The 22,839-nt window shown below is 42.6% G+C and carries 24 protein-coding genes and 1 pseudogene; all 25 read left to right on the forward strand.

What is annotated here, in order from left to right:
* Positions 1–269: 269 nt before the first annotated feature.
* The 25 genes and pseudogenes from mnmG (at position 270) to AB3F25_RS00125 (ending at position 22,732) form a co-directional block, all read left to right on the forward strand.
* The gene (gene mnmG, locus AB3F25_RS00005) at positions 270–2,159 is read left to right on the forward strand and encodes a tRNA uridine-5-carboxymethylaminomethyl(34) synthesis enzyme MnmG (RefSeq protein ID WP_373603503.1); all 1,890 of its coding nucleotides are present in this window, start codon (positions 270–272) and stop codon (positions 2,157–2,159) included.
* 134 nt (positions 2,160–2,293) lie between these two features.
* Positions 2,294–2,446: pseudogene (locus AB3F25_RS00010) on the forward strand (winged helix-turn-helix transcriptional regulator); the annotation flags it as partial.
* 62 nt (positions 2,447–2,508) lie between these two features.
* Complete coding sequence (rsmG, locus tag AB3F25_RS00015; RefSeq protein WP_373603504.1) at positions 2,509–3,126, forward strand: 16S rRNA (guanine(527)-N(7))-methyltransferase RsmG; 618 nt, start codon at positions 2,509–2,511, stop codon at positions 3,124–3,126.
* Positions 3,127–3,242: 116 nt separating this feature from the next.
* Positions 3,243–3,620 carry an ATP synthase subunit I gene (locus AB3F25_RS00020; protein ID WP_373603505.1) on the forward strand — a complete coding sequence of 126 codons (378 nt, stop codon included), beginning with the start codon at positions 3,243–3,245 and terminating at the stop codon, positions 3,618–3,620.
* A gap of 24 nt (positions 3,621–3,644) precedes the next feature.
* Positions 3,645–4,433, forward strand: a complete 789-nt coding sequence (gene atpB / locus AB3F25_RS00025; protein ID WP_373603506.1) for a F0F1 ATP synthase subunit A — start codon at positions 3,645–3,647, stop codon at positions 4,431–4,433.
* A gap of 49 nt (positions 4,434–4,482) precedes the next feature.
* Positions 4,483–4,737: a F0F1 ATP synthase subunit C gene (gene atpE, locus AB3F25_RS00030; RefSeq protein WP_005539567.1), complete on the forward strand. Its 255-nt coding sequence runs from the start codon at positions 4,483–4,485 to the stop codon at positions 4,735–4,737.
* A 49-nt stretch (positions 4,738–4,786) separates the two neighbouring features.
* Complete coding sequence (gene atpF / locus AB3F25_RS00035) at positions 4,787–5,257, forward strand: F0F1 ATP synthase subunit B (protein ID WP_109078312.1); 471 nt, start codon at positions 4,787–4,789, stop codon at positions 5,255–5,257.
* Positions 5,258–5,269: 12 nt separating this feature from the next.
* Positions 5,270–5,815: a F0F1 ATP synthase subunit delta gene (atpH, locus tag AB3F25_RS00040; protein WP_373603507.1), complete on the forward strand. Its 546-nt coding sequence runs from the start codon at positions 5,270–5,272 to the stop codon at positions 5,813–5,815.
* 14 nt (positions 5,816–5,829) lie between these two features.
* Positions 5,830–7,371, forward strand: a complete 1,542-nt coding sequence (gene atpA, locus AB3F25_RS00045) for a F0F1 ATP synthase subunit alpha (protein WP_373603508.1) — start codon at positions 5,830–5,832, stop codon at positions 7,369–7,371.
* A gap of 15 nt (positions 7,372–7,386) precedes the next feature.
* Entirely contained in the window at positions 7,387–8,256 is an 870-nt protein-coding gene (atpG, locus tag AB3F25_RS00050) for a F0F1 ATP synthase subunit gamma (RefSeq protein ID WP_373603509.1), read from the forward strand.
* 16 nt (positions 8,257–8,272) lie between these two features.
* Positions 8,273–9,646: a F0F1 ATP synthase subunit beta gene (gene atpD, locus AB3F25_RS00055; RefSeq protein ID WP_373603510.1), complete on the forward strand. Its 1,374-nt coding sequence runs from the start codon at positions 8,273–8,275 to the stop codon at positions 9,644–9,646.
* Between the two features lie 41 nt (positions 9,647–9,687).
* Positions 9,688–10,116, forward strand: a complete 429-nt coding sequence (locus AB3F25_RS00060; protein ID WP_373603511.1) for a F0F1 ATP synthase subunit epsilon — start codon at positions 9,688–9,690, stop codon at positions 10,114–10,116.
* Positions 10,117–10,439: 323 nt separating this feature from the next.
* Entirely contained in the window at positions 10,440–10,979 is a 540-nt protein-coding gene (gene pyrR, locus AB3F25_RS00065) for a bifunctional pyr operon transcriptional regulator/uracil phosphoribosyltransferase PyrR (RefSeq protein WP_373603512.1), read from the forward strand.
* Positions 10,980–11,053: 74 nt separating this feature from the next.
* Positions 11,054–11,986 (forward strand): peptidylprolyl isomerase, encoded by a 933-nt coding sequence (locus AB3F25_RS00070; protein WP_373603513.1) that lies wholly within the window; start codon positions 11,054–11,056, stop codon positions 11,984–11,986.
* A 64-nt stretch (positions 11,987–12,050) separates the two neighbouring features.
* Positions 12,051–13,097 (forward strand): endolytic transglycosylase MltG, encoded by a 1,047-nt coding sequence (mltG, locus tag AB3F25_RS00075; RefSeq protein ID WP_373603514.1) that lies wholly within the window; start codon positions 12,051–12,053, stop codon positions 13,095–13,097.
* A 14-nt stretch (positions 13,098–13,111) separates the two neighbouring features.
* Positions 13,112–13,744: a dTMP kinase gene (gene tmk / locus AB3F25_RS00080; protein WP_373603515.1), complete on the forward strand. Its 633-nt coding sequence runs from the start codon at positions 13,112–13,114 to the stop codon at positions 13,742–13,744.
* Positions 13,741–14,739 carry a DNA polymerase III subunit delta' gene (locus AB3F25_RS00085; RefSeq protein WP_373603516.1) on the forward strand — a complete coding sequence of 333 codons (999 nt, stop codon included), beginning with the start codon at positions 13,741–13,743 and terminating at the stop codon, positions 14,737–14,739. The genes tmk and AB3F25_RS00085 overlap by 4 nt, the downstream gene beginning before the upstream one ends.
* A gap of 136 nt (positions 14,740–14,875) precedes the next feature.
* Entirely contained in the window at positions 14,876–15,658 is a 783-nt protein-coding gene (locus tag AB3F25_RS00090; RefSeq protein WP_373603517.1) for a YchF/TatD family DNA exonuclease, read from the forward strand.
* 25 nt (positions 15,659–15,683) lie between these two features.
* Entirely contained in the window at positions 15,684–16,208 is a 525-nt protein-coding gene (locus AB3F25_RS00095; protein WP_373603518.1) for a DUF1523 family protein, read from the forward strand.
* Between the two features lie 59 nt (positions 16,209–16,267).
* Positions 16,268–17,560 (forward strand): hemolysin family protein, encoded by a 1,293-nt coding sequence (locus tag AB3F25_RS00100; RefSeq protein ID WP_373603519.1) that lies wholly within the window; start codon positions 16,268–16,270, stop codon positions 17,558–17,560.
* A 77-nt stretch (positions 17,561–17,637) separates the two neighbouring features.
* Positions 17,638–18,126 carry a hypothetical protein gene (locus tag AB3F25_RS00105; protein ID WP_373603520.1) on the forward strand — a complete coding sequence of 163 codons (489 nt, stop codon included), beginning with the start codon at positions 17,638–17,640 and terminating at the stop codon, positions 18,124–18,126.
* 98 nt (positions 18,127–18,224) lie between these two features.
* Positions 18,225–19,769, forward strand: coding sequence for a fused PTS fructose transporter subunit IIA/HPr protein (gene fruB, locus AB3F25_RS00110; protein WP_373603521.1), 1,545 nt, complete (start codon positions 18,225–18,227; stop codon positions 19,767–19,769).
* A gap of 2 nt (positions 19,770–19,771) precedes the next feature.
* Positions 19,772–20,713, forward strand: a complete 942-nt coding sequence (fruK, locus tag AB3F25_RS00115) for a 1-phosphofructokinase (RefSeq protein WP_373603522.1) — start codon at positions 19,772–19,774, stop codon at positions 20,711–20,713.
* Between the two features lie 4 nt (positions 20,714–20,717).
* A complete protein-coding gene (locus tag AB3F25_RS00120) occupies positions 20,718–22,394 on the forward strand; it encodes a fructose-specific PTS transporter subunit EIIC (RefSeq protein ID WP_373603523.1) in 1,677 nt (558 codons plus the stop codon).
* 80 nt (positions 22,395–22,474) lie between these two features.
* Positions 22,475–22,732, forward strand: coding sequence for a succinate dehydrogenase assembly factor 2 (locus AB3F25_RS00125; RefSeq protein WP_373603524.1), 258 nt, complete (start codon positions 22,475–22,477; stop codon positions 22,730–22,732).
* Positions 22,733–22,839: the final 107 nt, after the last annotated feature.

A 22,839-nucleotide genomic window follows, 5' to 3' on the forward strand; every position in this document is an offset into this window, starting at 1 on the left:
AAATTTAGTTCCTTTTCCCTTCAGATCAACATTATCCGATATCCTCTAACCTCTTCATTTTTAAAAGAAAAAAGAGCTTACTCACAAGCTCGAAGGATCCTAATAATAACAATAATAAGATCTTTCTTTATAAAAAAAGATCATAGATCTATTAGCCCACGATATTTAGATCCTTTTCCATTTCAACCAAATCAATTCTTGCTTTCAAGAAAAATCGAATTTCTGTAAAATAGCGCCCATTTTTTAGCTTCGAATATATAGAGAAAACGATGTTTTATACCGAAACTTATGATGTGATCGTCATCGGCGGCGGTCATGCCGGAACTGAAGCCGCCCTTGCACCGGCACGTATGGGCTTAAAAACCCTTTTGTTAACGCATAATGTCGATACCTTAGGGCAAATGTCTTGCAACCCGGCGATTGGTGGGATCGGTAAAGGTCATTTAGTCAAAGAAATTGATGCCATGGGTGGTTTAATGGCGCACGCAGCAGACAAAGCGGGGATCCAATTCCGTACATTAAACAGCAGTAAAGGCCCGGCTGTACGCGCCACCCGTGCGCAAGCGGATCGCGTGTTATATCGTCAGGCCGTACGCATTGCTCTTGAAAACCAACCGAATTTAGATATTTTCCAACAAGAAGCAACGGATATTCTGATTGAACAGGATCGCGCCACTGGTGTGGCGACTAAAATGGGCTTAACTTTCCGTGCAAAATCTGTAATTTTAACTGCCGGTACGTTTCTAGCCGGTAAGATCCATATTGGCCTTCAAAATTATGAAGGTGGTCGCGCAGGGGATCCGGCTTCTGTGAATCTTTCCCATCGTTTACGTGAGCTGGGTTTGCGCGTAGATCGCCTAAAAACCGGTACGCCGCCACGTATTGATGCGCGCACGATCAATTTTGACATACTGGCAAAACAACACGGCGATGCGGTGCTGCCGGTATTTTCTTTTATGGGATCGGTTTCCGATCACCCGCAACAAATTCCCTGCTACATCACACACACAAACGAACAAACTCATGAGGTGATCCGCAATAATTTGGATCGTAGTCCAATGTACACCGGCGTGATAGAAGGGATTGGCCCACGTTATTGCCCCTCTATTGAAGATAAAGTGATGCGTTTTGCCGATCGCAATTCTCATCAAATCTATTTAGAACCGGAAGGCTTAACCAGCAATGAAGTCTATCCAAACGGAATTTCTACCAGTTTGCCGTTTGACGTGCAAATGGGCATTGTGAATTCCATGAAAGGTTTAGAAAAAGCTCGCATCATCAAACCTGGTTATGCCATTGAATATGATTATTTCGATCCGCGTGACTTAAAACCCACTTTAGAAACTAAATCAATTTCTGGTTTATTCTTCGCTGGTCAGATTAACGGCACCACCGGTTATGAAGAAGCCGCAGCACAAGGCTTACTTGCCGGGATTAACGCAGGGCTTTACGTGCAAGAAAAAGAACCTTGGTTTCCACGTCGAGATCAGGCTTATACCGGCGTATTGGTGGATGATCTCTGTACATTGGGCACCAAAGAGCCGTACCGCGTGTTTACTTCCCGTGCGGAATATCGTTTATTACTTCGTGAAGACAATGCCGATATTCGTTTAACCCCAATTGCGCACGAACTCGGTTTAATTGACGAAGCACGTTGGGCGCGATTTAATCAAAAAATGGAAAATATTGAACAGGAACGCCAACGCTTACGCAGTATTTGGTTGCATCCGCGTTCGGAATATTTGGAAGAAGCCAATAAAGTGCTTGGCAGCCCGTTAGTGCGCGAAGCGAATGGCGAAGATTTATTGCGCCGCCCGGAAATGAACTATGAAATCTTAACCGCATTGACGCCTTACCAACCGGCAATGGAAGATAAAGAAGCCGTCGAACAAGTGGAAATTGCGATTAAATATCAAGGCTATATCGAGCATCAAGAAGAAGAAATCGAAAAACAAAAACGCCATGAAAACACCGAAATTCCGGCAAAATTTGATTATTCCAAAGTGTCCGGCCTTTCTAACGAAGTGCGCGCGAAGTTAGAACAACATCGCCCGGTCTCCATCGGACAGGCAAGCCGCATTTCCGGCATCACACCGGCGGCAATTTCCATTATTTTGGTCAATTTGAAAAAACAAGGGATGTTAAAGCGCGGCGAATAATTCTCGGTTTATTGAACCTCTAAAATAGCACCGCATTGGAACCGCCTCCAATGCGGTGCTATTTTGTTAGTTGAATTTATGTTTTGATTCAGATAAGTATTTTTACGTCATTGCCATATTGTTTTAGCACCGCACTGAAGCCTTTCGGTTTCGACGTGTTCATTGGTAAGGAATTTTACGGTAGGGAGGCGTTAGTATTGGTGAGTTTATATTTCGGCACCAAGCGTTTTAGCGAACTGTGCCGATCTATTGATAGTGTGAGTGAATCTATGTTAACGAAGACACTATAAGAATTGGAAGCAATTACACTTTCCAGTAGAATAATGCCATTTTTCAAAGAGATACAAAAATGAAAGCAAAATTAGACAGTCTTCTTGCACAAGCGAATATTCAAGTGAGCGAGCAACAAAAAGATCAGTTGATCGAGCTTGTTAATTTACTCAATAAATGGAACAAAGCCTATAATTTAACTTCCGTGCGCGATCCGCAAGAAATGTTGGTGAAGCATATCTTGGATAGCCTTGTAGTAAGCCCTTATTTACAGGGTGATCGTTTTATTGATGTGGGTACCGGTCCGGGCTTGCCGGGGTTACCATTGGCGATAATTAATCCGGATAAACAATTTGTGTTGTTAGATAGCCTTGGCAAGCGGGTTAGTTTTATTCGCAATGCGGTGCTCAAATTAAGACTCACTAATGTTACGCCGGTGTTAAGTCGCGTGGAAGAATATCAGCCGGAAGAAAAATTCGATGGCGTGTTGAGTCGAGCGTTTGCTTCGTTGAAGGATATGACTGAATGGTGCCATCACTTACTGTCATCTGATGGATTATTTTATGCCTTGAAGGGGATTTATCATCAGGAAGAAGTACAAAATTTAAACGATATATTTACCGTTGAAAAAGTGGTTTCTCTTGATGTACCGACGCTTGTTGGTGAACGACATTTAGTACTTTTAACTAAAAAGTAAATATTTTGTTAATTATTTTTTGAAATTGTGATTCGTTTAACGTTTTTTTAAGCGCTTTTGAGTTGAATCTGATTTTTTCAAAGGTATAATTGTCGCGTTTTAAGGTTTAAAAAGTTATGTCCAGAGTTTTAGCGCAAGCCAGAGCTAAATATAAAAAAGCCATTTTAATTGAACTTTTTTTTGTGGTTGTTTTAGGTTCTGTTATTGCGTTGTTATCCGATACTCAAAGTGCGGTTGATTTTTGCTTAGGATTTTTTTCCGCCTTCATACCTTTTTGTGTCTTTGTGTATGTAGTTTTTTACTGCAATCAAAATTTATCAAAAAAACTAACCGCACTTTATCGTGGTGAAGCCATTAAGTTTGTGCTGACGATTTTACTGATTATTATGGCCTTTAAATGGCTTTTGGTAACGTATTTTATTGTTTTTTTTACAGGTTTTTTTGTAGCATTGATGCTTAATAATATAATTCCATTTTTGCTAAATAAGTCTTAAGTTTTATTTTACAAAGGGTTAACTATGTCTGAACAAACAACTTCAGAATATATCGGTCACCACTTGTCTTTCCTTAAAACGGGAGACGGTTTCTGGAATATTCATGTTGATACCTTATTTTTCTCTATTCTCTCTGCCGTTGTCTTTCTGTTTATCTTTCGTCGGGTAGCTCAAAAAGCAACGCCAAACGTACCTGGCAAATTACAATGCTTAGTTGAAATACTGGTCGGTTGGGTTAATGGTATCGTTAAAGAAAATTTCCATGGTCCGCGTGATGTGGTTGCACCAATTGCCCTTACTATTTTCTGTTGGGTGTTTATTATGAACGCCATTGATTTAATCCCTGTCGATTTTCTTCCGCAACTTGCCGGATTATTTGGTATTCATTATTTGAGAGCTGTTCCTACGGCAGATATTAGCGCCACTTTGGGAATGTCTATTTGTGTCTTTTTCCTGATTCTTTTCTATACGGTGAAATCTAAAGGTGTTAGTGGTTTAGTTAAGGAATATACATTACATCCGTTTAATCACTGGGCGTTTATTCCCGTCAACTTTATTCTTGAAACTGTAACATTGCTCGCTAAACCTATTTCTCTCGGTTTCCGCTTATTCGGTAACATGTATGCAGGCGAGCTGATCTTTATTCTTATTGCTGTAATGTATTCCGCTAATATGGCGATTGCAGCATTGGGAATCCCATTACACCTGGCTTGGGCTATTTTCCATATTTTGGTAATTACGCTACAGGCATTCATCTTTATGATGTTGACGGTGGTTTATTTGAGCATTGCTTATAACAAGGCAGAGCATTAATTTTATTAACCGGCTCTAGGGCTAAACTTAACTTCTATTGGAGAACATTATGGAAACTGTAATTACAGCTACAATTATTGGTGCATCAATCCTTCTTGCATTTGCTGCATTAGGTACGGCAATCGGTTTTGCGATTTTAGGCGGTAAATTCTTAGAATCATCAGCCCGTCAGCCAGAGCTTGCTTCAAGCCTGCAAACTAAAATGTTTATCGTAGCAGGCCTTTTGGATGCGATTGCAATGATTGCAGTTGGTATTTCTTTACTTTTCATTTTTGCAAACCCATTTATCGGTTTATTACAATAATTACCTTATTTGCTTATCAACGTAAAACAAGCAGATTAAGGAGGACGTTGTGAATTTAAATGCAACATTAATTGGTCAGCTCATTTCATTCGGACTATTCGTATGGTTCTGTATGAAGTTCGTTTGGCCGCCGATTATTAAGGCAATTGAAACGCGTCAGAGCCAGATTGCAAATGCTTTAGCCTCAGCGGAAGCAGCAAAAAAAGAACAAGCGGATACCAAAGCTCTTGTTGAAGAAGAAATTTCTAAAGCAAAAATTCAAGCACAGGAAATTTTAGATGCTGCCAATAAACGTCGTAACGAAGTATTAGACGAAGTTAAAACCGAAGCTGAAGAACTTAAAGCTAAAATCATTGAACAAGGTTATGCGGAAGTTGAAGCTGAACGTAAACGCGTTCAAGAAGAATTGCGTGTTAAGGTGGCGTCTTTGGCGGTTGCTGGTGCAGAAAAAATTGTAGGTCGTTCTATTGATGAGGCGGCAAACAATGACATTATTGATAAATTAGTTGCAGAACTATAGAAGGTTGAGCTTATGTCAGAATTAACTACCATAGCTCGTCCTTATGCAAAAGCAGTATTTGATTTTGCCATAGAACAAAGATCAATCGACAAGAGTACGGTTAAAAAATGGGAAGAGATGTTAGGTTTTCTAGCAGAGGTTGTTGAAAATGACACCATGAAGGATTTTTTAACAAGTTCTTTTTCTGCAGAAAAATTGGCAGATACGGTGATCTCAATTTGTGGTGAGCAAGTAGATCAATATGGACAAAATTTGATTCGGTTAATGGCTGAAAATAAGCGTTTAACTGTCCTTCCGATAGTATTCAAAGAGTTTCAGCATTATGTTGAAGAATATAATGCAATTGCGGAAGTTCAAGTCACCTCAGCTCAACCATTAAGTATCGCACAACAAGAAAAAGTTGCTGCCGCAATGGAAAAGAAATTAGCCCGTAAGATTAAGTTAAATTGCAACGTTGATACCTCATTGATTGCTGGGGTTATCATTCGTACAGATGATTTTGTGATTGACGGAAGTAGCCGTGGACAGCTCAATCGTCTCGCAAATGAGTTGCAATAAAAGAGGAATAAAAGATGCAACTAAATTCTACTGAAATTAGTGAATTGATTAAAAAACGCATCGCCCAATTTAATGTGGTGAGCGAAGCTCGCAACACTGGGACGATCGTTTCCGTAAGCGACGGTATTATTCGTATTCACGGTTTAAGCGATGTAATGCAAGGGGAAATGATTGCATTACCTGGAAATCGCTATGCAATGGCACTTAACCTTGAGCGCGACTCAGTGGGTGCGGTTGTTATGGGGCCTTACGCGGATTTAGCGGAAGGAATGGAAGTACAATGTACCGGTCGTATTCTTGAGGTACCGGTAGGCCGTGGTTTGTTGGGACGAGTGGTAAACACCCTTGGTCAACCGATTGATGGTAAGGGTGAAATAGAAAATGATGGTTTTTCTCCAGTTGAAGTTATTGCGCCGGGCGTAATTGAACGTAAATCCGTAGATCAGCCGGTACAAACCGGTTATAAAGCGGTTGACTCCATGGTACCAATCGGTCGTGGTCAACGTGAATTGATTATCGGTGACCGTCAAACTGGGAAAACCGCATTAGCGATTGACGCTATTATTAATCAACGTAATTCAGGTATTAAATGTATTTATGTGGCAATCGGTCAAAAAGCATCAACTATTGCTAACGTTGTACGCAAATTAGAAGAACATGGTGCATTGGCTAATACTATAGTGGTTGCCGCCTCTGCCTCTGAATCTGCCGCGTTACAATACCTTGCTCCTTATGCTGGTTGCGCAATGGGTGAATATTTCCGTGATCGCGGTGAAGATGCTTTAATCGTTTACGATGATCTTTCCAAACAAGCGGTTGCTTATCGTCAAATTTCCTTGTTATTACGTCGTCCACCTGGTCGTGAAGCTTATCCTGGAGACGTGTTTTACTTACACTCACGTTTGCTTGAACGTGCTTCTCGTGTAAATGAAGAATACGTAGAAAAATTCACTAAAGGTGAAGTAAAAGGAAAAACAGGTTCTTTAACCGCACTTCCTATTATTGAAACTCAAGCCGGTGACGTTTCCGCATTCGTTCCAACCAATGTAATTTCTATTACCGACGGTCAGATTTTCTTAGAATCTAATCTGTTTAACTCAGGTATCCGTCCGGCGGTAAACCCAGGTATTTCAGTTTCCCGTGTGGGTGGTTCGGCGCAAACGAAAGTAATTAAAAAATTAGCGGGTGGTATTCGTACCGCACTAGCACAGTATCGAGAATTAGCAGCATTTGCTCAGTTTGCTTCAGATCTTGATGACGCAACTCGCAAACAGCTTTCTCACGGTGAAAAAGTTACCGAATTGCTAAAACAAAAACAATTTGCGCCACTTTCGGTTGCAGAACAAGCTGTAGTTTTATTTGCTGTTGAATTTGGTTATTTGGATGATGTGGCACTATCAAAAATTGCAAGTTTTGAGGCTGCACTTTTAGATTATGCAAATCATAATAATGCTGAGTTTATGCAAGAGCTTACTAAAACCGGTAACTATAACGATGAAATTAAAGATACATTAAAAGGTATTTTAGATAGTTTCAAAGCGAACAGTGCTTGGTAGTAACGGAGAAACAAGATGGCAGGTGCAAAAGAGATAAAAACCAAAATTGCCAGCGTGCAAAGTACGCAAAAAATTACCAAGGCAATGGAAATGGTTGCAACCTCGAAAATGCGTAAAACGCAGGATCGAATGGCGGCATCTCGTCCGTATTCTGAAACTATCCGTAATGTTATCAGCCATGTGTCTAAAGCAAGTATCGGTTATAAACATCCGTTTTTGGTTGAACGTGATGTGAAAAAAGTTGGTATTTTGGTTATTTCTACCGATCGAGGAATGTGTGGCGGTTTAAACGTGAATTTGTTTAAAGTCGCACTTAGCCAAATTAAAGGTTGGAAAGAGCAAAATATTACAACAGAAGTTGGTTTAATCGGATCGAAAGGGATTGGTTTTTTCCGTTCCCTTGGTTTTAAGGTGAAAGGTCAACTTTCCGGCTTGGGCGATAATCCGGCTTTAGAAGAACTTATTGGTGTGGCAAATACCATGTTTGATGCATATCGTAATGGTGAAATTGATGCAATTTATATTGCATATAATAAATTCGTTAATACGATGTCACAAAAACCGGTTGTGCAACAATTAGTTCCTTTACCGGAATTAGAAAACGATTACTTAGGCGAAAGACAACAGTCATGGGATTATATTTATGAACCTGACCCGAAAATTTTGTTAGATAGTCTTTTGGTTCGTTATTTAGAATCTCAGGTTTATCAAGCGGTTGTAGATAATTTAGCTTCAGAACAAGCGGCTCGAATGGTAGCGATGAAAGCAGCAACAGATAATGCAGGTAATTTAATCAATGACTTGCGGTTGGTGTATAACAAAGCTCGTCAAGCAAGTATCACAAATGAATTAAATGAAATCGTTGCCGGTGCGGCTGCGATTTAATAGAAGAGGAACGGTAATGGCGACAGGTAAAATTGTACAAATCATCGGTGCGGTGATTGACGTCGAATTTCCACAAGATGCAGTACCAAAAGTTTATGATGCATTAAAGGTTGAAACAGGTTTAACCCTTGAAGTTCAACAACAATTAGGCGATGGTGTGGTACGTTGTATTGCATTGGGTGCTTCCGACGGTTTAAAACGTGGTTTGAAAGTAGAAAATACTAATAATCCGATTCAAGTACCAGTAGGAACAAAAACCCTTGGACGGATTATGAACGTATTGGGTGAACCTATTGATGAACAAGGTCCAATCGGTGAAGAAGAACGTTGGTCAATACACCGTGCAGCACCAAGCTACGAAGAACAATCAAACAGTACTGAATTATTAGAAACCGGTATTAAAGTTATCGACTTAATTTGCCCGTTTGCGAAAGGGGGTAAAGTTGGTTTGTTCGGTGGTGCGGGTGTAGGTAAAACCGTAAATATGATGGAATTAATCCGTAATATCGCGATTGAACACTCTGGTTATTCTGTATTTGCCGGTGTAGGTGAACGTACCCGTGAAGGTAATGACTTCTACCACGAAATGAAAGATTCCAACGTATTGGATAAAGTATCTTTGGTTTATGGTCAAATGAACGAGCCACCGGGTAACCGTTTACGTGTCGCGTTAACCGGTTTAACCATGGCGGAAAAATTCCGTGATGAAGGTCGTGATGTATTATTCTTTGTAGATAACATCTATCGTTATACTCTTGCTGGTACTGAGGTATCTGCGCTTTTAGGCCGTATGCCATCAGCGGTAGGTTACCAACCGACCCTTGCTGAGGAAATGGGTGTATTACAAGAGCGTATTACTTCAACTAAAACAGGTTCTATCACGTCCGTACAAGCGGTTTACGTGCCTGCAGATGACTTGACTGACCCATCTCCGGCAACAACTTTCGCGCACTTAGACTCAACCGTTGTATTGAGCCGTCAAATTGCGTCTTTAGGTATTTACCCTGCGGTTGACCCATTAGATTCTACATCTCGTCAATTAGACCCATTAGTTGTTGGTCAAGAACACTATGATATTGCTCGTGGCGTACAAGGTATCTTACAACGTTATAAAGAATTAAAAGATATTATCGCAATTCTTGGTATGGACGAATTATCTGAAGAAGATAAATTAGTGGTAGCACGTGCACGTAAGATCGAACGTTTCCTATCACAACCATTCTTCGTTGCTGAAGTTTTCAACGGTACACCGGGTAAATACGTTCCGTTAAAAGAAACCATTCGTGGCTTTAAAGGTATTTTAAGCGGTGAATATGACCATATTCCGGAACAAGCGTTCTACATGGTCGGTTCAATCGACGAAGCGCTAGAAAAAGCCAAAAATATGTAATCACTTCAAGCTGATGCATATCAAACTTGAAGGAGAAAAACATGGCAACATTTAACTTAACAGTAGTAAGTGCAGAACATCAAATCTTTTCTGGCAATGTGAAAAGTGTTCAGGCAACCGGTATAGAAGGTGAGCTCGGTGTTTTACCGGGGCACGCCCCGTTACTGACCGCAATCAAACCAGGTATCGTAAAACTGACATTAGAAAACGATAGCGAAGAAGTGATTTATGTTTCCGGCGGTTTCTTGGAAGTACAACCAACAGTTGTCACCGTACTTGCGGATGTAGCGATTCGTGGTGACGAGTTAGATGCGGATCGTATTCGTGAAGCAAAACGCAAAGCCGAAGAAAATATTGTGGCACATGTTGCCGATGTGGATCATGATTTACTTGTAGCGAAGCTTTCTAAAGAGTTAGCGAAACTTCGGGCATACGAATTAACGGAAAAACTTGTTAAATCAAGACGATAATAAAAAATAAAGTCGTTTTGATTTGCTTTTAAGAAAGCGAATGTATTTAATTTAAGGGCTGAGTTCCATGTTGTTTGGGATTCAGCCTTTTTCATTTTGTTTTGAATCCGTCATCCAGCTCTTATAATCTTACGTTTCATTATTCGCTTAGTTTGCTTTAATGCGGTTCTCTATTCACTTTCAATGCGGTGCTGTTTGAATGATGTATTGAATTGAGCGTTTGTATTTAAAAGAATGTTAATGGACAGTTCATTAAAAGCCATTAAATTTCTCATTCTTTTATGGTATTTTACCACCGCTTTCACTATTAAATCGGATCAGTTATGCAAAAGATAATTATTGATGAAAATCAGTTCCAGCGTACGGTCTCTCGTATTTCCCACGAAATTATTGAGAAACATTCAAATTTGAATAATGTGGTTATCGTCGGGATTAAACGCCGTGGTGCGGAAATAGCCGAACTTATAAAAAATAAAATTGTAGATTTAATTCAAATCGAATTGCCTTCCATAGAATTGGATATCACGTTTTATCGTGATGATTTGCAACATAGAGAATCGGAAAACCCAACACCGGTATATAGCGGCGCATCAAATTATATGAATATTCAAAATAAAGAAGTAATTTTAATTGATGATGTCTTGTTTACCGGTCGAACTGTTCGTGCAGCAATGGATGCACTAACGGATTTTGGTCGTGCGGCAAAGATCGAGTTAGTCATTTTTGTTGATCGTGGACACCGTGAACTACCGATTCGTGCTGATTATGTGGGCAAAAATGTTCCGACCAGTCGTGACGAAAAAGTGCAGGTTAGAACGAAAAAATATGATGGTTGTTACGAAGTTGCGTTATTGTCAAAATAATCCCAAGCTATTGTGAACCTTGTTTAAAATTGATACTCTAACCACCGTTATTGGCTTATTAAAGAAAGATAAATATGAAAAAATTAGTAGTAAAATCATGGATGTTCGCCATATTAGGTTTATTTGCTTTTTCTTCCGTTTATGCTGAAGAGCGAGTAGTTGCCACTGTTGACGGTATTCCCGTATTAGAAAGCCAAGTACGTGCGGCAATGGGGAAAAAAGGTAACCAACAAGCCGCTTTGGATAAGATCATTGATGATATTTTAGTACAAAAAGCGATTCAAGAATCCGGTATACAAATAAACCCGGAAGAAATTGATTTTATTATTGAGGATACCGCAGCAAGAAACGGTTTAACTTATGGCCAATTTTTGGATGCATTGGATTATCAAGGCATTTCTCTTGATGATTTTCGCCAACAAATTGTGAATCAAATGATTATGTCCGGCGTGCGTGATCATGCAATCAGTAATAGCGTACAAGTCACGCGCGAAGAAGTGGAAGCGCTCGCGCAAAAAATGTTAAAAGAAGCCAAAACAAACGGCACCGAGCAAAAAGTAACCGGTAAAGAATACGAAGTTCGTCATATTTTAATTAAACTTAATCCATTGATGAATGATGCTCAAGCCAAAGCTGAGTTAACACGAATCCGTTCTGATATTCAATCAGGCAAAATTAGTTTTGCCGATGCGGCCTTAAAATATTCTAAAGATTATTTATCTGGCGCTAATGGAGGTAGTTTAGGTTACGCTTTCCCTGAAGCTTATGTTGGGCCTTTTGCAGAAGTGGTACGAAACACTAAACCGGGCGTAATTTCCGCTCCGTTTAAATCTGAGTTCGGTTGGCATATTTTAGAAGTTACTGGAACTCGTGAAGGGGACCGCACTGAAGAGGCTTACCGCCAAAAAGCTTATGAAAAAATCGTCAACAGCCAATTACAAGACGCCACAAAAGATTGGGTAAAAGCTCTTCGCAAGACGGCAGATATTCAATATTTTAATAAATAAACCGATATTTAGCATAAGAGGGGCGCTTCGCCCCTTTTGTTATTTCTATTTCATTCCCTTTTCTATGAAAAAATTTTTTAGTTATTTAATTATTCTTCTTTTAATTGGTACCGGAGCAGTTTTTTGGGGTTATCAAAAACTTAATGCCTTCCAAACTCAAGCCATCAATGCGCAACCTGAACAGCTTTTAACCGTTGAACGTGGTACGACGGGCCAAAAATTGGCTGCACTTTTCGAGCAAGAAAAGTTGCTTGATAATGCGCAACTTCTTCCTTATTTGCTTAAATTAAAACCGGAACTTAATAAAATTAAAGCGGGGACTTATTCCTTAAACGGCGTGAAAACCGTGCAAGACCTGCTTAATCTGCTTAATTCCGGCAAAGAAGCGCAATTTAACGTGCAATTTATCGAAGGCAAAACCTTTAAAGAATGGCGCAAAGGCCTCGTAAACGCACCGCATTTAACGCAAACGTTGCAAGCGAAAAGCGATAAAGAAATTTTTGAATTGTTAGCCATCCCTGATTACGATAAAGCCGTTTATGAATGGCGAAATTTAGATGGTTGGCTATATCCTGATACTTACAATTACACCCCAAATTCTACCGATTTAGAATTGCTACGGCGTTCGGCCGAACGTCTGAAAAAGGCGTTAGACAAAGCTTGGCAAGAACGCGATGAAAATCTGCCGTTAGCCAATCCTCACGAGATGTTAATTCTCGCTTCCATCGTAGAAAAAGAAACTGGTATCGCGGCGGAACGCGCGAAAGTGGCGTCGGTATTTATTAACCGTTTAAATGCGAAAATGAAATTGCAGACCGATCCGACGGTAATTTATGGCATGGGCGAAAACTACGACGGCAATATTCGTAAAACCGATTTGGAAACTCCGACGCCTTACAATACTTATGTGATTGACGGCCTGCCGCCGACACCGATCGCCATGGTGAGTGAAAGCGCATTGCAAGCCGTGGCGCATCCAGAAAAGACCGATTTCTATTATTTTGTGGCGGACGGCGCTGGTGGACATAAATTTACTCGCAATTTGAACGAACATAACAAAGCGGTGCAAGAATATTTACGTTGGTACCGCAGTCAAAAAACGGCGAAATAGGAACAAAGAAAAGTATGAACGGAAAATTTATCGCTATTGAAGGTTTGGAAGGTGCGGGTAAAAGTACCGCGCATCAATTCGTCGTGCAGCTATTAAACGAATTGGGCGTGAACAACGTGATATTTACGCGTGAGCCCGGCGGTACGCCCTTGGCGGAAAAATTACGTGCATTGATTAAGCACGAAACGGAAGAACCAATCACCGACAAAGCGGAATTATTGATGCTTTACGCGGCGCGCATTCAGTTGGTGGAAAACGTCATCAAACCCGCATTGGCGCAAGGCAAATGGGTCGTAGGCGATCGCCATGATATGTCGTCGCAAGCCTATCAAGGTGGCGGTCGTCGGCTTGATGCAGATTTTATGCGTACCTTAAAAGAAGCCGTGCTTGGCGATTTTGAACCGGATCTCACGATCTATTTGGATATCGAACCGACCATCGGCCTTGCCCGTGCACGCGGACGCGGCGAACTGGATCGCATCGAACAAATGAACTTGGATTTTTTCCATCGCACTCGAGAGCGTTATTTAGAATTAGTGAAAGACAATCCGAAAGCGGTGCTTATTAACGCCGAGCAAAGTATCGAGCAAGTTCGTATTGATATTGAACATGCGCTGAAAAATTGGTGGAAACGCAGCGAAAAATGAGCGCTCTTTATCCTTGGCTCGTGCCGACTTACCATCAAATCGCACAAACCTTTTCTGAGGGAGTGGGGCATCACGCTATCTTAATCAAAGCGGATTCTGGTTTAGGTGCGGAACTTTTATTTGATGCACTTGCCCGCCGTATTATGTGTGCGAACCCGCAAGGCAACGAAGCTTGCGGTCAATGTCATTCTTGTCATTTAATGGCGGCGCGCAGTCATCCCGATTATCATCTACTGCAATCCATCGAAGGCAAAGATATCGGCGTTGATCAAGTGCGTGAAATAAATGAAATCGTTGCACAACACGCACAGCAAAACGGCAATAAAGTGGTGTATGTGCAAGGCGCGCAACGTTTGACTGAAGCGGCCGCCAATGCGGTGCTGAAAACCCTGGAGGAGCCTCGCCCAAACACTTATTTCTTACTGCAGGCGGAGAGTTCGGCAAATTTATTGGCTACCATTTACAGCCGTTGTCAAGTGTGGAATCTGCCCATGCCGAACCGGGAAATGGCGCAACAATGGCTACAAAATACCGTCGAAAGCGGTTCCAATGCGGTGCTATTTGAGGATATCACAACGGCGTTGGCGATGAGTTCAGGTCGCCCGTTGAGCGCATTGGAAGTGCTTCAACAAGGCCTCATTGAAAAACGAAAAACTTTTCTTCGTCAATTTTGGCTTTTTTACCGTCGCCGTTCACCGTTGGAATTGCTGCCTTGGTTCGATAAAGAAGGTTATGTGCAACAAGTGGATTGGATTTTGGCATTTCTCGCCGACAGCCTTAAACACAAACTGGGAATCGACAGTCATCGCCAAGTGGCTGATTTAACGCGCGGCATTCAACAATTTAGCCGGGAACAAAGCCCGCAGGGGCTGCTGCAAGCCGTTCGAATCATGCAACAAGTACGCTCGGATTTGCTCTTAATTAACGGCGTGAATGTGGAATTAATGTTGTTGGACGGCTTGACGAAACTGATCACAGAAGTATTCGAAAATTAACTTTCGATTTCTTGGTTTGAAACCAAGAGTTGCCGTGACCTTTCAAATTAGCACCGCATTGAAGCCGCGTAGGACAAGCGTTCAATGCGGTGCTCAAATCGCTTCTCGGCACTTAATAAATAAAGGAAAAATAAATATGTTTATCGTGGATTCTCATTGCCATTTGGATGCCTTGGATTACCAAAATTTACACAAAAACATTACTGACGTGGTGGAAAAAGCCCGTGCGCGCGACGTAAAACATTTGCTCGCTATTGGCGTGACGCTAAGCCGTTTTGAGCAAGCGTACGCCTCGTTATGCGAATTTGAAAATATTTCCTTGGCGTGTGGCGTGCATCCGCTGGATTTTGAAGAAGAACCTTACGACGCAGACCGTTTGCTGCGTTTGGCGCAAGATAAAAAAGTGATTGCCATCGGCGAAATCGGCTTGGATTATTATTACAGTGCGGATAATAAAACCGAGCAACAAGCGGTGTTTGCCAGCCAAATTGACATTGCCAATCGCCTTGCCAAGCCGGTAATTATCCACACGCGTTCGGCGGCCAACGATACGCTCGCTTTGCTGCGCGAAAACCATGCGGAAAAGTGCGGTGGCGTGATTCATTGTTTTACGGAAACCTTGGAATTTGCGAAAAAGGTGTTGGATTTAGGTTTTTACATTTCTTGTTCCGGCATTGTTACTTTTAAAAATGCGGAAAGTATTCGTGAAGCGATTCGTTATGTGCCGGTCGATCGCCTGTTGGTGGAAACCGATTCGCCATATTTGGCGCCAGTGCCGTATCGCGGGAAAGAAAATCAACCGGCTTATACGCGCGAAGTATGCGAATATGTGGCGACTTTAAAAGGGCTTTCTACGGCGTCTTTCGCCGAGATTACGACGCGAAACTTTGAGCGTTTATTTAAAATTCGTGTAGAATAAATGAACAATTTTTTGAGGAAAAACAATGCGTAAATTTTTCAAATATTTCTTATTTGTCGTGCTGTTTGTGTTTCACGGCTTTATGTTTTCGGTCGTCAATTACGTATTTCCGCATTATGACGTGACGCGTGTGACCGGTGTGGAAGTTAAACGCGTAGATAAAGACGGCCCGATTACCAAAGCCAATCCGGCAGATGGCCCGACGCGCGATGTGTATTACATTAATACGCAAAATGACGACGGTAAAATTATGGTGTACCGCAATGAAGATACGCGCTGGAGTTTTCCGTTCTATTTTAAATTTGGTTCGGCCAATTTACAGGCACAAGCGCAAGCCATGGGGAATGAAAACAAATTAGTGCAAATTAAATATTACGGCTGGCGTTTGACGATGTTTGATGAGTTTCGCAATGCGGTGTCGGTGAAGGAGATCGACGGCGATGCGACGCCGAGCTATCCGATTTTATCGTGGCTGTTTTATGCTTTTCTACTCGTCACCTTATTCTTGTCGATTCAATTCGTACGCGGCTGGTTCGACAGCGAAAAGTAATTCAATTTCAAACGGCCGCGAGATGCGGTCGTTTCGACTTGTTTTTTGAGTAAATAATCATGGAACTTTTTCATACTATTTTAGCGATTGTCGGCTTGATTCTCATCAGTGCCGTGGTTTCCTCTGCGGAAATTTCCCTTGCGGGCTCGCGCAAATTAAAGCTACAAGCCCTATCTAATGAAGGTGATGGGCGCGCGTTGCAAGTGTTAAAACTGCAAGAACATCCGGGGCGTTTTATTACCGTGGTGCAAATTGGCTTGAATATGGTCGCTATTTTGGGCGGCGGGATTGGCGAAAGCGCGCTTAGTCCTTACATCGCCAACCTGCTAAGCCGTTCCTTTGAAGGTGATTGGATTGTCTCGGCGTCCTCCGCCATAGCTTTTGCATTGGTGACTTGCCTATTTATTTTATTTGCCGATTTAATTCCGAAACGCCTAGCGATCACTTATCCCGAAGCGGTGGCGATTCGCATCGTCGGCATTATGAATTTCAGTATGTTTGTGTTTAAGCCGTTAGTTTGGTTTTTCGATACCTTGGCCAACGGTTTTTTCCGCTTATTTCGCATTTCAACGGTGCGCGAAGACGGTATGACGTCGGAAGATATTTTCGCCGTAGTTGAAGCGGGTGCAGAAGCAGGCGTGTTAAAAACGCAAGAACATTATCTCATCGAAAATATTTTCGATATGCAGCAACGTACCGTGACGTCCACCATGACCACACGTGAGAACATCGTGTATTTGGATCGTACTTTTAGTCGTCAGGAAGTCGTGGATACGCTCTCGCGCGATTCCCATTCTAAAATCGTGATTTGCGATAATGGTTTGGATAAGATTTTAGGGTATGTGGAATCACACACCTTACTCACCATGTATTTGCAAAATGAAAATGTGGTGCTGACCGATCCGAAATTATTGCGGAAAGCGTTGTTTATACCGGATACCCTTTCCCTGTATGAAGTGTTGGAATTATTTAAATCCACCGGTGAAGATTTCGCCATTATTGTGAACGAATACGCTTTAGTGGTGGGAATTATGACGCTTAACGATGTGATGAGTATCGTTATGGGTGAACTGGTTTCCAATGAGGAAGAATATATTGTCAGCCGCGATGAACATTCTTGGCTAATCGATGGTGCTACTCCGTTGGAAGACGTAATGCGCGCACTGGATATCGAATCTTTCCCTGATGCGGAAAATTATGAAACCATTAGCGGATTTATGATGTACATGCTGCGTAAAATTCCGAAGAAAACCGATTCGCTGATTTACGGCAAATATAAATTTGAAGTCATCGATACGGAAAACTTCAAGATCGATCAAATTTTGGTATCGTTAGTGAAAGATAATGAGTGAAACCTGCACTTTCTTGCTTAATCGCCTACAGCCAGTATAATTGCGACGATTATTTTATCTTCAAAATAGGAATGACTATGTTAAAAAAAATCTTGGTATTGCTGTTTTCCATTGCATTGGCGGCATGTTCTTCCGTTAAGGTGATTGATTTGGATAAAGATAAAATCGATCAAAAATCTTATGCCTCGGCTTATGAAGCGACCGTAGCGACTTACAAAGGCCGTGTAAATGAAAATTTCTATGTGGATAACTTTGCCAGTGGCGCAAACGACTGGTATTTAGGCCGCATCTTAGTACCGATTAAACAAATTCAAGACAAACTTTACGTCGGCGGGCACGACTCTGACGTGTATGCCTATTACAGCGGCGTATTACACGCCGAAGCGTTACAAAATAACTTTAATCGTTTAGCTCCCGATTGCTGGAACAAATTGGATTCTCCAAGCGTGACGCAAGGGATTTACGATGCGATGCGCGATCTAAAAAACGGTGAGGAACGCGATGAAAACGATGAATATATGGTAAAAGGTAGTGACGAATTATTAAAAGCTTGTAGCGCAAAATAATCAAATTAAAAAACTGTTGATGGAATCTTCTGTCAGCAGTTTTCTTTTTTCTAAATATCAATAGATTTAAAAAATTAATAAACCTTTAAGGAGTAAGAATGTTAGAACTTTCGGCAAGCAACATTCATTTAAACGCTTTGGCGCAAACCAAACGACAAGCCATTGAAATGGCGGCGCAAGCGTTAGAGCAAGCAGGCAATGTAGAAAGTGGCTATTTGCAAGGCATGCTCGGTCGTGAGCAACAAACTTCGACCTTCTTAGGTAACGGCATCGCGATTCCTCACGGCACGTTAGAAACCCGCAATATGGTGAAAAAAACCGGCGTGCAAGTGTTCCAATTCCCACAAGGAATCGAATGGGGTGAAGGCAATATTGCTCATATTGTAATCGGTATCGCCGCGCGTTCCGACGAGCATTTGGCGTTATTGCGTCAATTAACCCATGTGCTTGGCGATGAAGATACTGCGGCAAAATTGGCGGCATTAAACGATGTGGAAAAATTCCGCGCGATTTTAATGGGTGAATCGACGGAAGCATTCACTATTCCGCCGGAAAATATTCGTTTGGACGTCGATACTCAAAGTTTGCTCACGTTAGTGGCGATGAATGCGGGTCAATTACAGGCCTCCAATGCGGTGCTAAATAGCTTCGTCGCCGAAGTGGTCAGTAATGCCGCGTTGCCGTTAGGCAAAGGGTTGTGGGTAACCGATGCGGTTACCGGCAATGTGAAAAACGCTCTGGCTTTTAGTCGCGCGAAAACCATATTTGAGCACAACGGCAAAGCGGTGAAAGGCGTGCTTACCGTTGCGGCTGTGGATGATCGCATCAATCCGACGCTTGCCCGCTTGTTAGATGAAAACACGCAAAATGTATTATTGAGCGGAAATTCTCAAGAAATCTTGAGCGCGCTTTTAGGCGATGAAGTCGTCGTTGCGGCAGCGGCTCAAGCCACGCAAGCGTCACAAGCACCACAACCGGTAACTGGCACTGTGACGGGCACCTTTACTATTCGTAACGAACACGGCTTGCATGCGCGCCCGAGTGCGGTGCTGGTGAACGAGGTGAAAAAATTTACGTCCAAAATTACTGTGCAAAATCTTACCCGCGATAGCGAACCGGTTAGCGCGAAAAGTTTAATGAAAATCGTCGCATTGGGTGTGACGCAAGGCCAACGTTTACGTTTTATTGCGGAAGGCGAAGACGCTAAACAAGCCATCGAAGCATTAGGCAAAGCGATTGCCGAAGGGTTGGGCGAAAACGTTTCCGCCGTACCACCGGCAGAACCGGATTGCATTGAAGTGATGGGCAAACAAGTACACGCACCGGCCGTGCGCGAAGATAATAGCTTGCCTTCCAATGCCATCGAGGCGGTATTTGTGATCAACAATGAGCACGGCTTGCATGCGCGTCCGAGTGCGGTGCTGGTGAACGAAGTGAAAAAATATAACGCCTCCGTTGCGGTACAAAATCTCGATCGTGATTCTCAATTAGTTAGCGCAAAAAGCTTGATGAAAATCGTTGCGTTAGGCGTGGTGAAAGGCTCACGTTTGCGTTTCGTGGCGAGCGGCGAACAAGCTAAAGAAGCAATAGAAGGTATTCGCATGGCGATTGAATCCGGTCTTGGTGAAGGCAAAGGAGAATAATCATGGTAAAAGTTGCAACTATCACCTTAAACACCGCTTACGATTTGGTCGGGCGTTTAAAACGCATCGAATTGGGCGAAGTGAATACCGTGGAAACTCTCGGACTTTTCCCTGCCGGTAAAGGCATCAATGTAGCGAAAGTGTTAAAAGATTTAGGCGTGGACGTTAGCGTGGGCGGCTTCTTGGGCGAAGACAATGCGGGCGATTTCGAGCAAATGTTCAAAAAACAAGGTTTGCACGATAAATTCCAGCGAGTTGCCGGCAAAACCCGAATTAACGTGAAAATCACCGAAACTGAAGCGGATGTTACCGACCTAAATTTTCTCGGTTATCAAATCAGCCAACAAGCTTGGCAACAATTTACCGCCGATTCTTTGGTTTATTGCTTGGATTACGACATTGTGGCGGTGTGCGGCAGTCTTCCGCGTGGGGTTACGCCGGAATTGTTTGCTACTTGGTTAAATCAATTGCACCAAGCGGGCGTAAAAGTGTTGCTCGATAGCAGTAATGCGGCGCTTACGGCAGGTTTGAAAGCGCATCCTTGGCTGGTGAAACCGAATCACCGAGAACTTGAGGCATGGATTGGTCGCTCATTAAACAGTATTGAAGAAATCGTTGCAGCGGCGCAACAATTAAAAGCGCAAGGTATTGAAAATGTGATTGTTTCCATGGGCGCGGAAGGGGCTTTATGGATTAACCGCGAAGGCATCATTAAAGCGCAGCCGCCAAAATGCAAAAATGTGGTGAGCACCGTGGGCGCTGGCGATTCGATGGTGGCGGGGTTAATTTACGGCTTTGCAAAAGGTTTCTCCAAAGCGGAAACTTTAGCCTTTGCCAGCGCCGTATCCGCTTTTGCGGTGTCGCAAAGTAACGTCGGCGTGAGCGATCCTGCCCTCCTTGAACCGATTTTAAACCAAGTGAAGATCACTGTGATTGAAGGATAATCGAATGAAGTTATTATTAACCCCATCCGCCGACATTGGCGGCGCAAAAGCCTATTTATTACGCGAAGTGTTACGTGTTGCGGCGCAAAAAGCCAATATCACCATCGTTGAAAATGTCGCCGAGGCAGACGTCGTCATTGTATTCGGTTCGACATTGCCAAATAGCACCGCATTGGAAGGTAAAAAAGTCTTTTTCGCGCCTGAAGAGGCGGTAATGAACGGGCCCGAAGCTATTCTTGCCGTCGCGCAAGTCAATGCGGTGCCGTACGCGGCGTCTAAAACAGCGGTTGGTTTTAGCAATATTACCGATGGCGTGAAAAATATTGTGGCGGTGACTGCTTGTCCAACCGGCGTAGCGCATACTTTTATGTCCGCCGAAGCGATTGAAACCTATGCAAAAAAACAAGGCTGGAAAGTTAAGGTGGAAACCCGTGGACAAGTGGGTGCCGGCAATGAAATTACGCCGGAAGAAGTGGCGGCGGCAGACTTGGTGTTTGTGGCGGCGGATATTGATGTTCCATTAGATAAATTTAAAGGCAAGCCGATGTACCGCACTTCAACCGGACTTGCGTTGAAGAAAACCGCACAGGAATTTGATAAAGCTTTTAAAGAAGCGAAAATTTTTGACGGCGGCAATACGAAAGCGGCGAAAACGGAAGAAAGCGGCGAGAAAAAAGGCGTATATAAACACTTGATGACCGGTGTGTCGCATATGTTGCCGTTAGTCGTGGCAGGTGGTTTATTAATCGCCGTTTCCTTTATGTTTGGTATTGAGGCGTTTAAAGACGAAACCATTTTTTATGGCTTGCCGAAAGCCTTAATGGATATTGGTGGAGGCGCTGCGTTTCATTTGATGATTGCGGTATTTGCCGGTTATGTGGCGTTTTCCATCGCCGATCGTCCGGGGCTTGCGGTCGGCCTTATCGGCGGTATGTTGGCAACGACCGCCGGTGCGGGGATTTTAGGTGGTATCGTCGCCGGTTTCCTTGCGGGTTATGTGGTAAAAGGTTTAAATGCGGCGATTAAATTACCGGCAAGTTTGACTTCCTTAAAACCGATTTTAATTTTGCCATTGTTAGGCTCGTTAATTGTGGGCTTGGCGATGATTTATCTGATCAATCCGCCGGTTTCGCAAATCATGGCTGCATTGAGCGAATGGTTAAAATCCATGGGTGAAGTGAATGCGATGGTATTGGGAACCCTAATCGGCGCGATGATGTGTATCGATATGGGCGGACCGGTTAACAAAGCGGCGTACACTTTCTCCGTGGGCATGATTGCTTCCGGTGTTTATACACCAATGGCCGCGGCAATGGCGGCCGGTATGGTGCCGCCAATCGGTATGGCGATTGCCACTTGGATAGCGCGCAGTAAATTTACCGCCAATCAACGCGATGCGGGCAAAGCTTCTTTCGTGCTTGGCTTATGCTTTATTTCCGAAGGGGCATTACCATTTGTGGCGGCGGATCCGATTCGCGTGATTATTAGCTCGGTGATTGGCGGTGCGAGCGCCGGTGCAATTTCTATGACGCTAAATATCAGCTTACAAGCGCCTCACGGCGGTTTATTTGTGATTCCGTTTGTCTCCGAACCGTTGCTTTATTTAGGCGCGATTGCGCTCGGAGGCTTATTGACAGGTGTGATTTATGCGATGATTAAACCGAAAGCGACAGCGGAATAATTTGCGTTAATTTAATAAAAAAGTGCGGTTAATGTTAAATATTTTTAAAAATCGACCGCACCTTGGATTAAGGAATCAAGATGGATAAATATAATAAATTACGTATTGAATGGGACTGTCGTCGCGGTATGTTGGAGTTGGATAAAATTATTATGCCGTTTTATCAAGCTCATTTTGATGAGCTTACCGATAGCCAGAAAGATATTTTCATTCGTTTACTTGCCAGCACAGATTTGCAATTGTTTTCTTGGTTCTTTAACCGCGGCAAATCGGACGATTTTGAGCTGCAAAATATGGTGGAATATATTCAAACTGCGCAAAAAATAACGACTGTTTAAATTTAATGATTAATCTTTGAACTTTCTAAAACTCACTATGTCAGACGAAGCATTGAGAGTTTGCTGTCTTGAAGATGAAGGCATGTTAGACATAGCATTAGGAGAAA

The sequence above is a fragment of the Aggregatibacter sp. HMT-949 genome (assembly GCF_041734645.1).
GTDB lineage: Bacteria > Pseudomonadota > Gammaproteobacteria > Enterobacterales > Pasteurellaceae > Rodentibacter.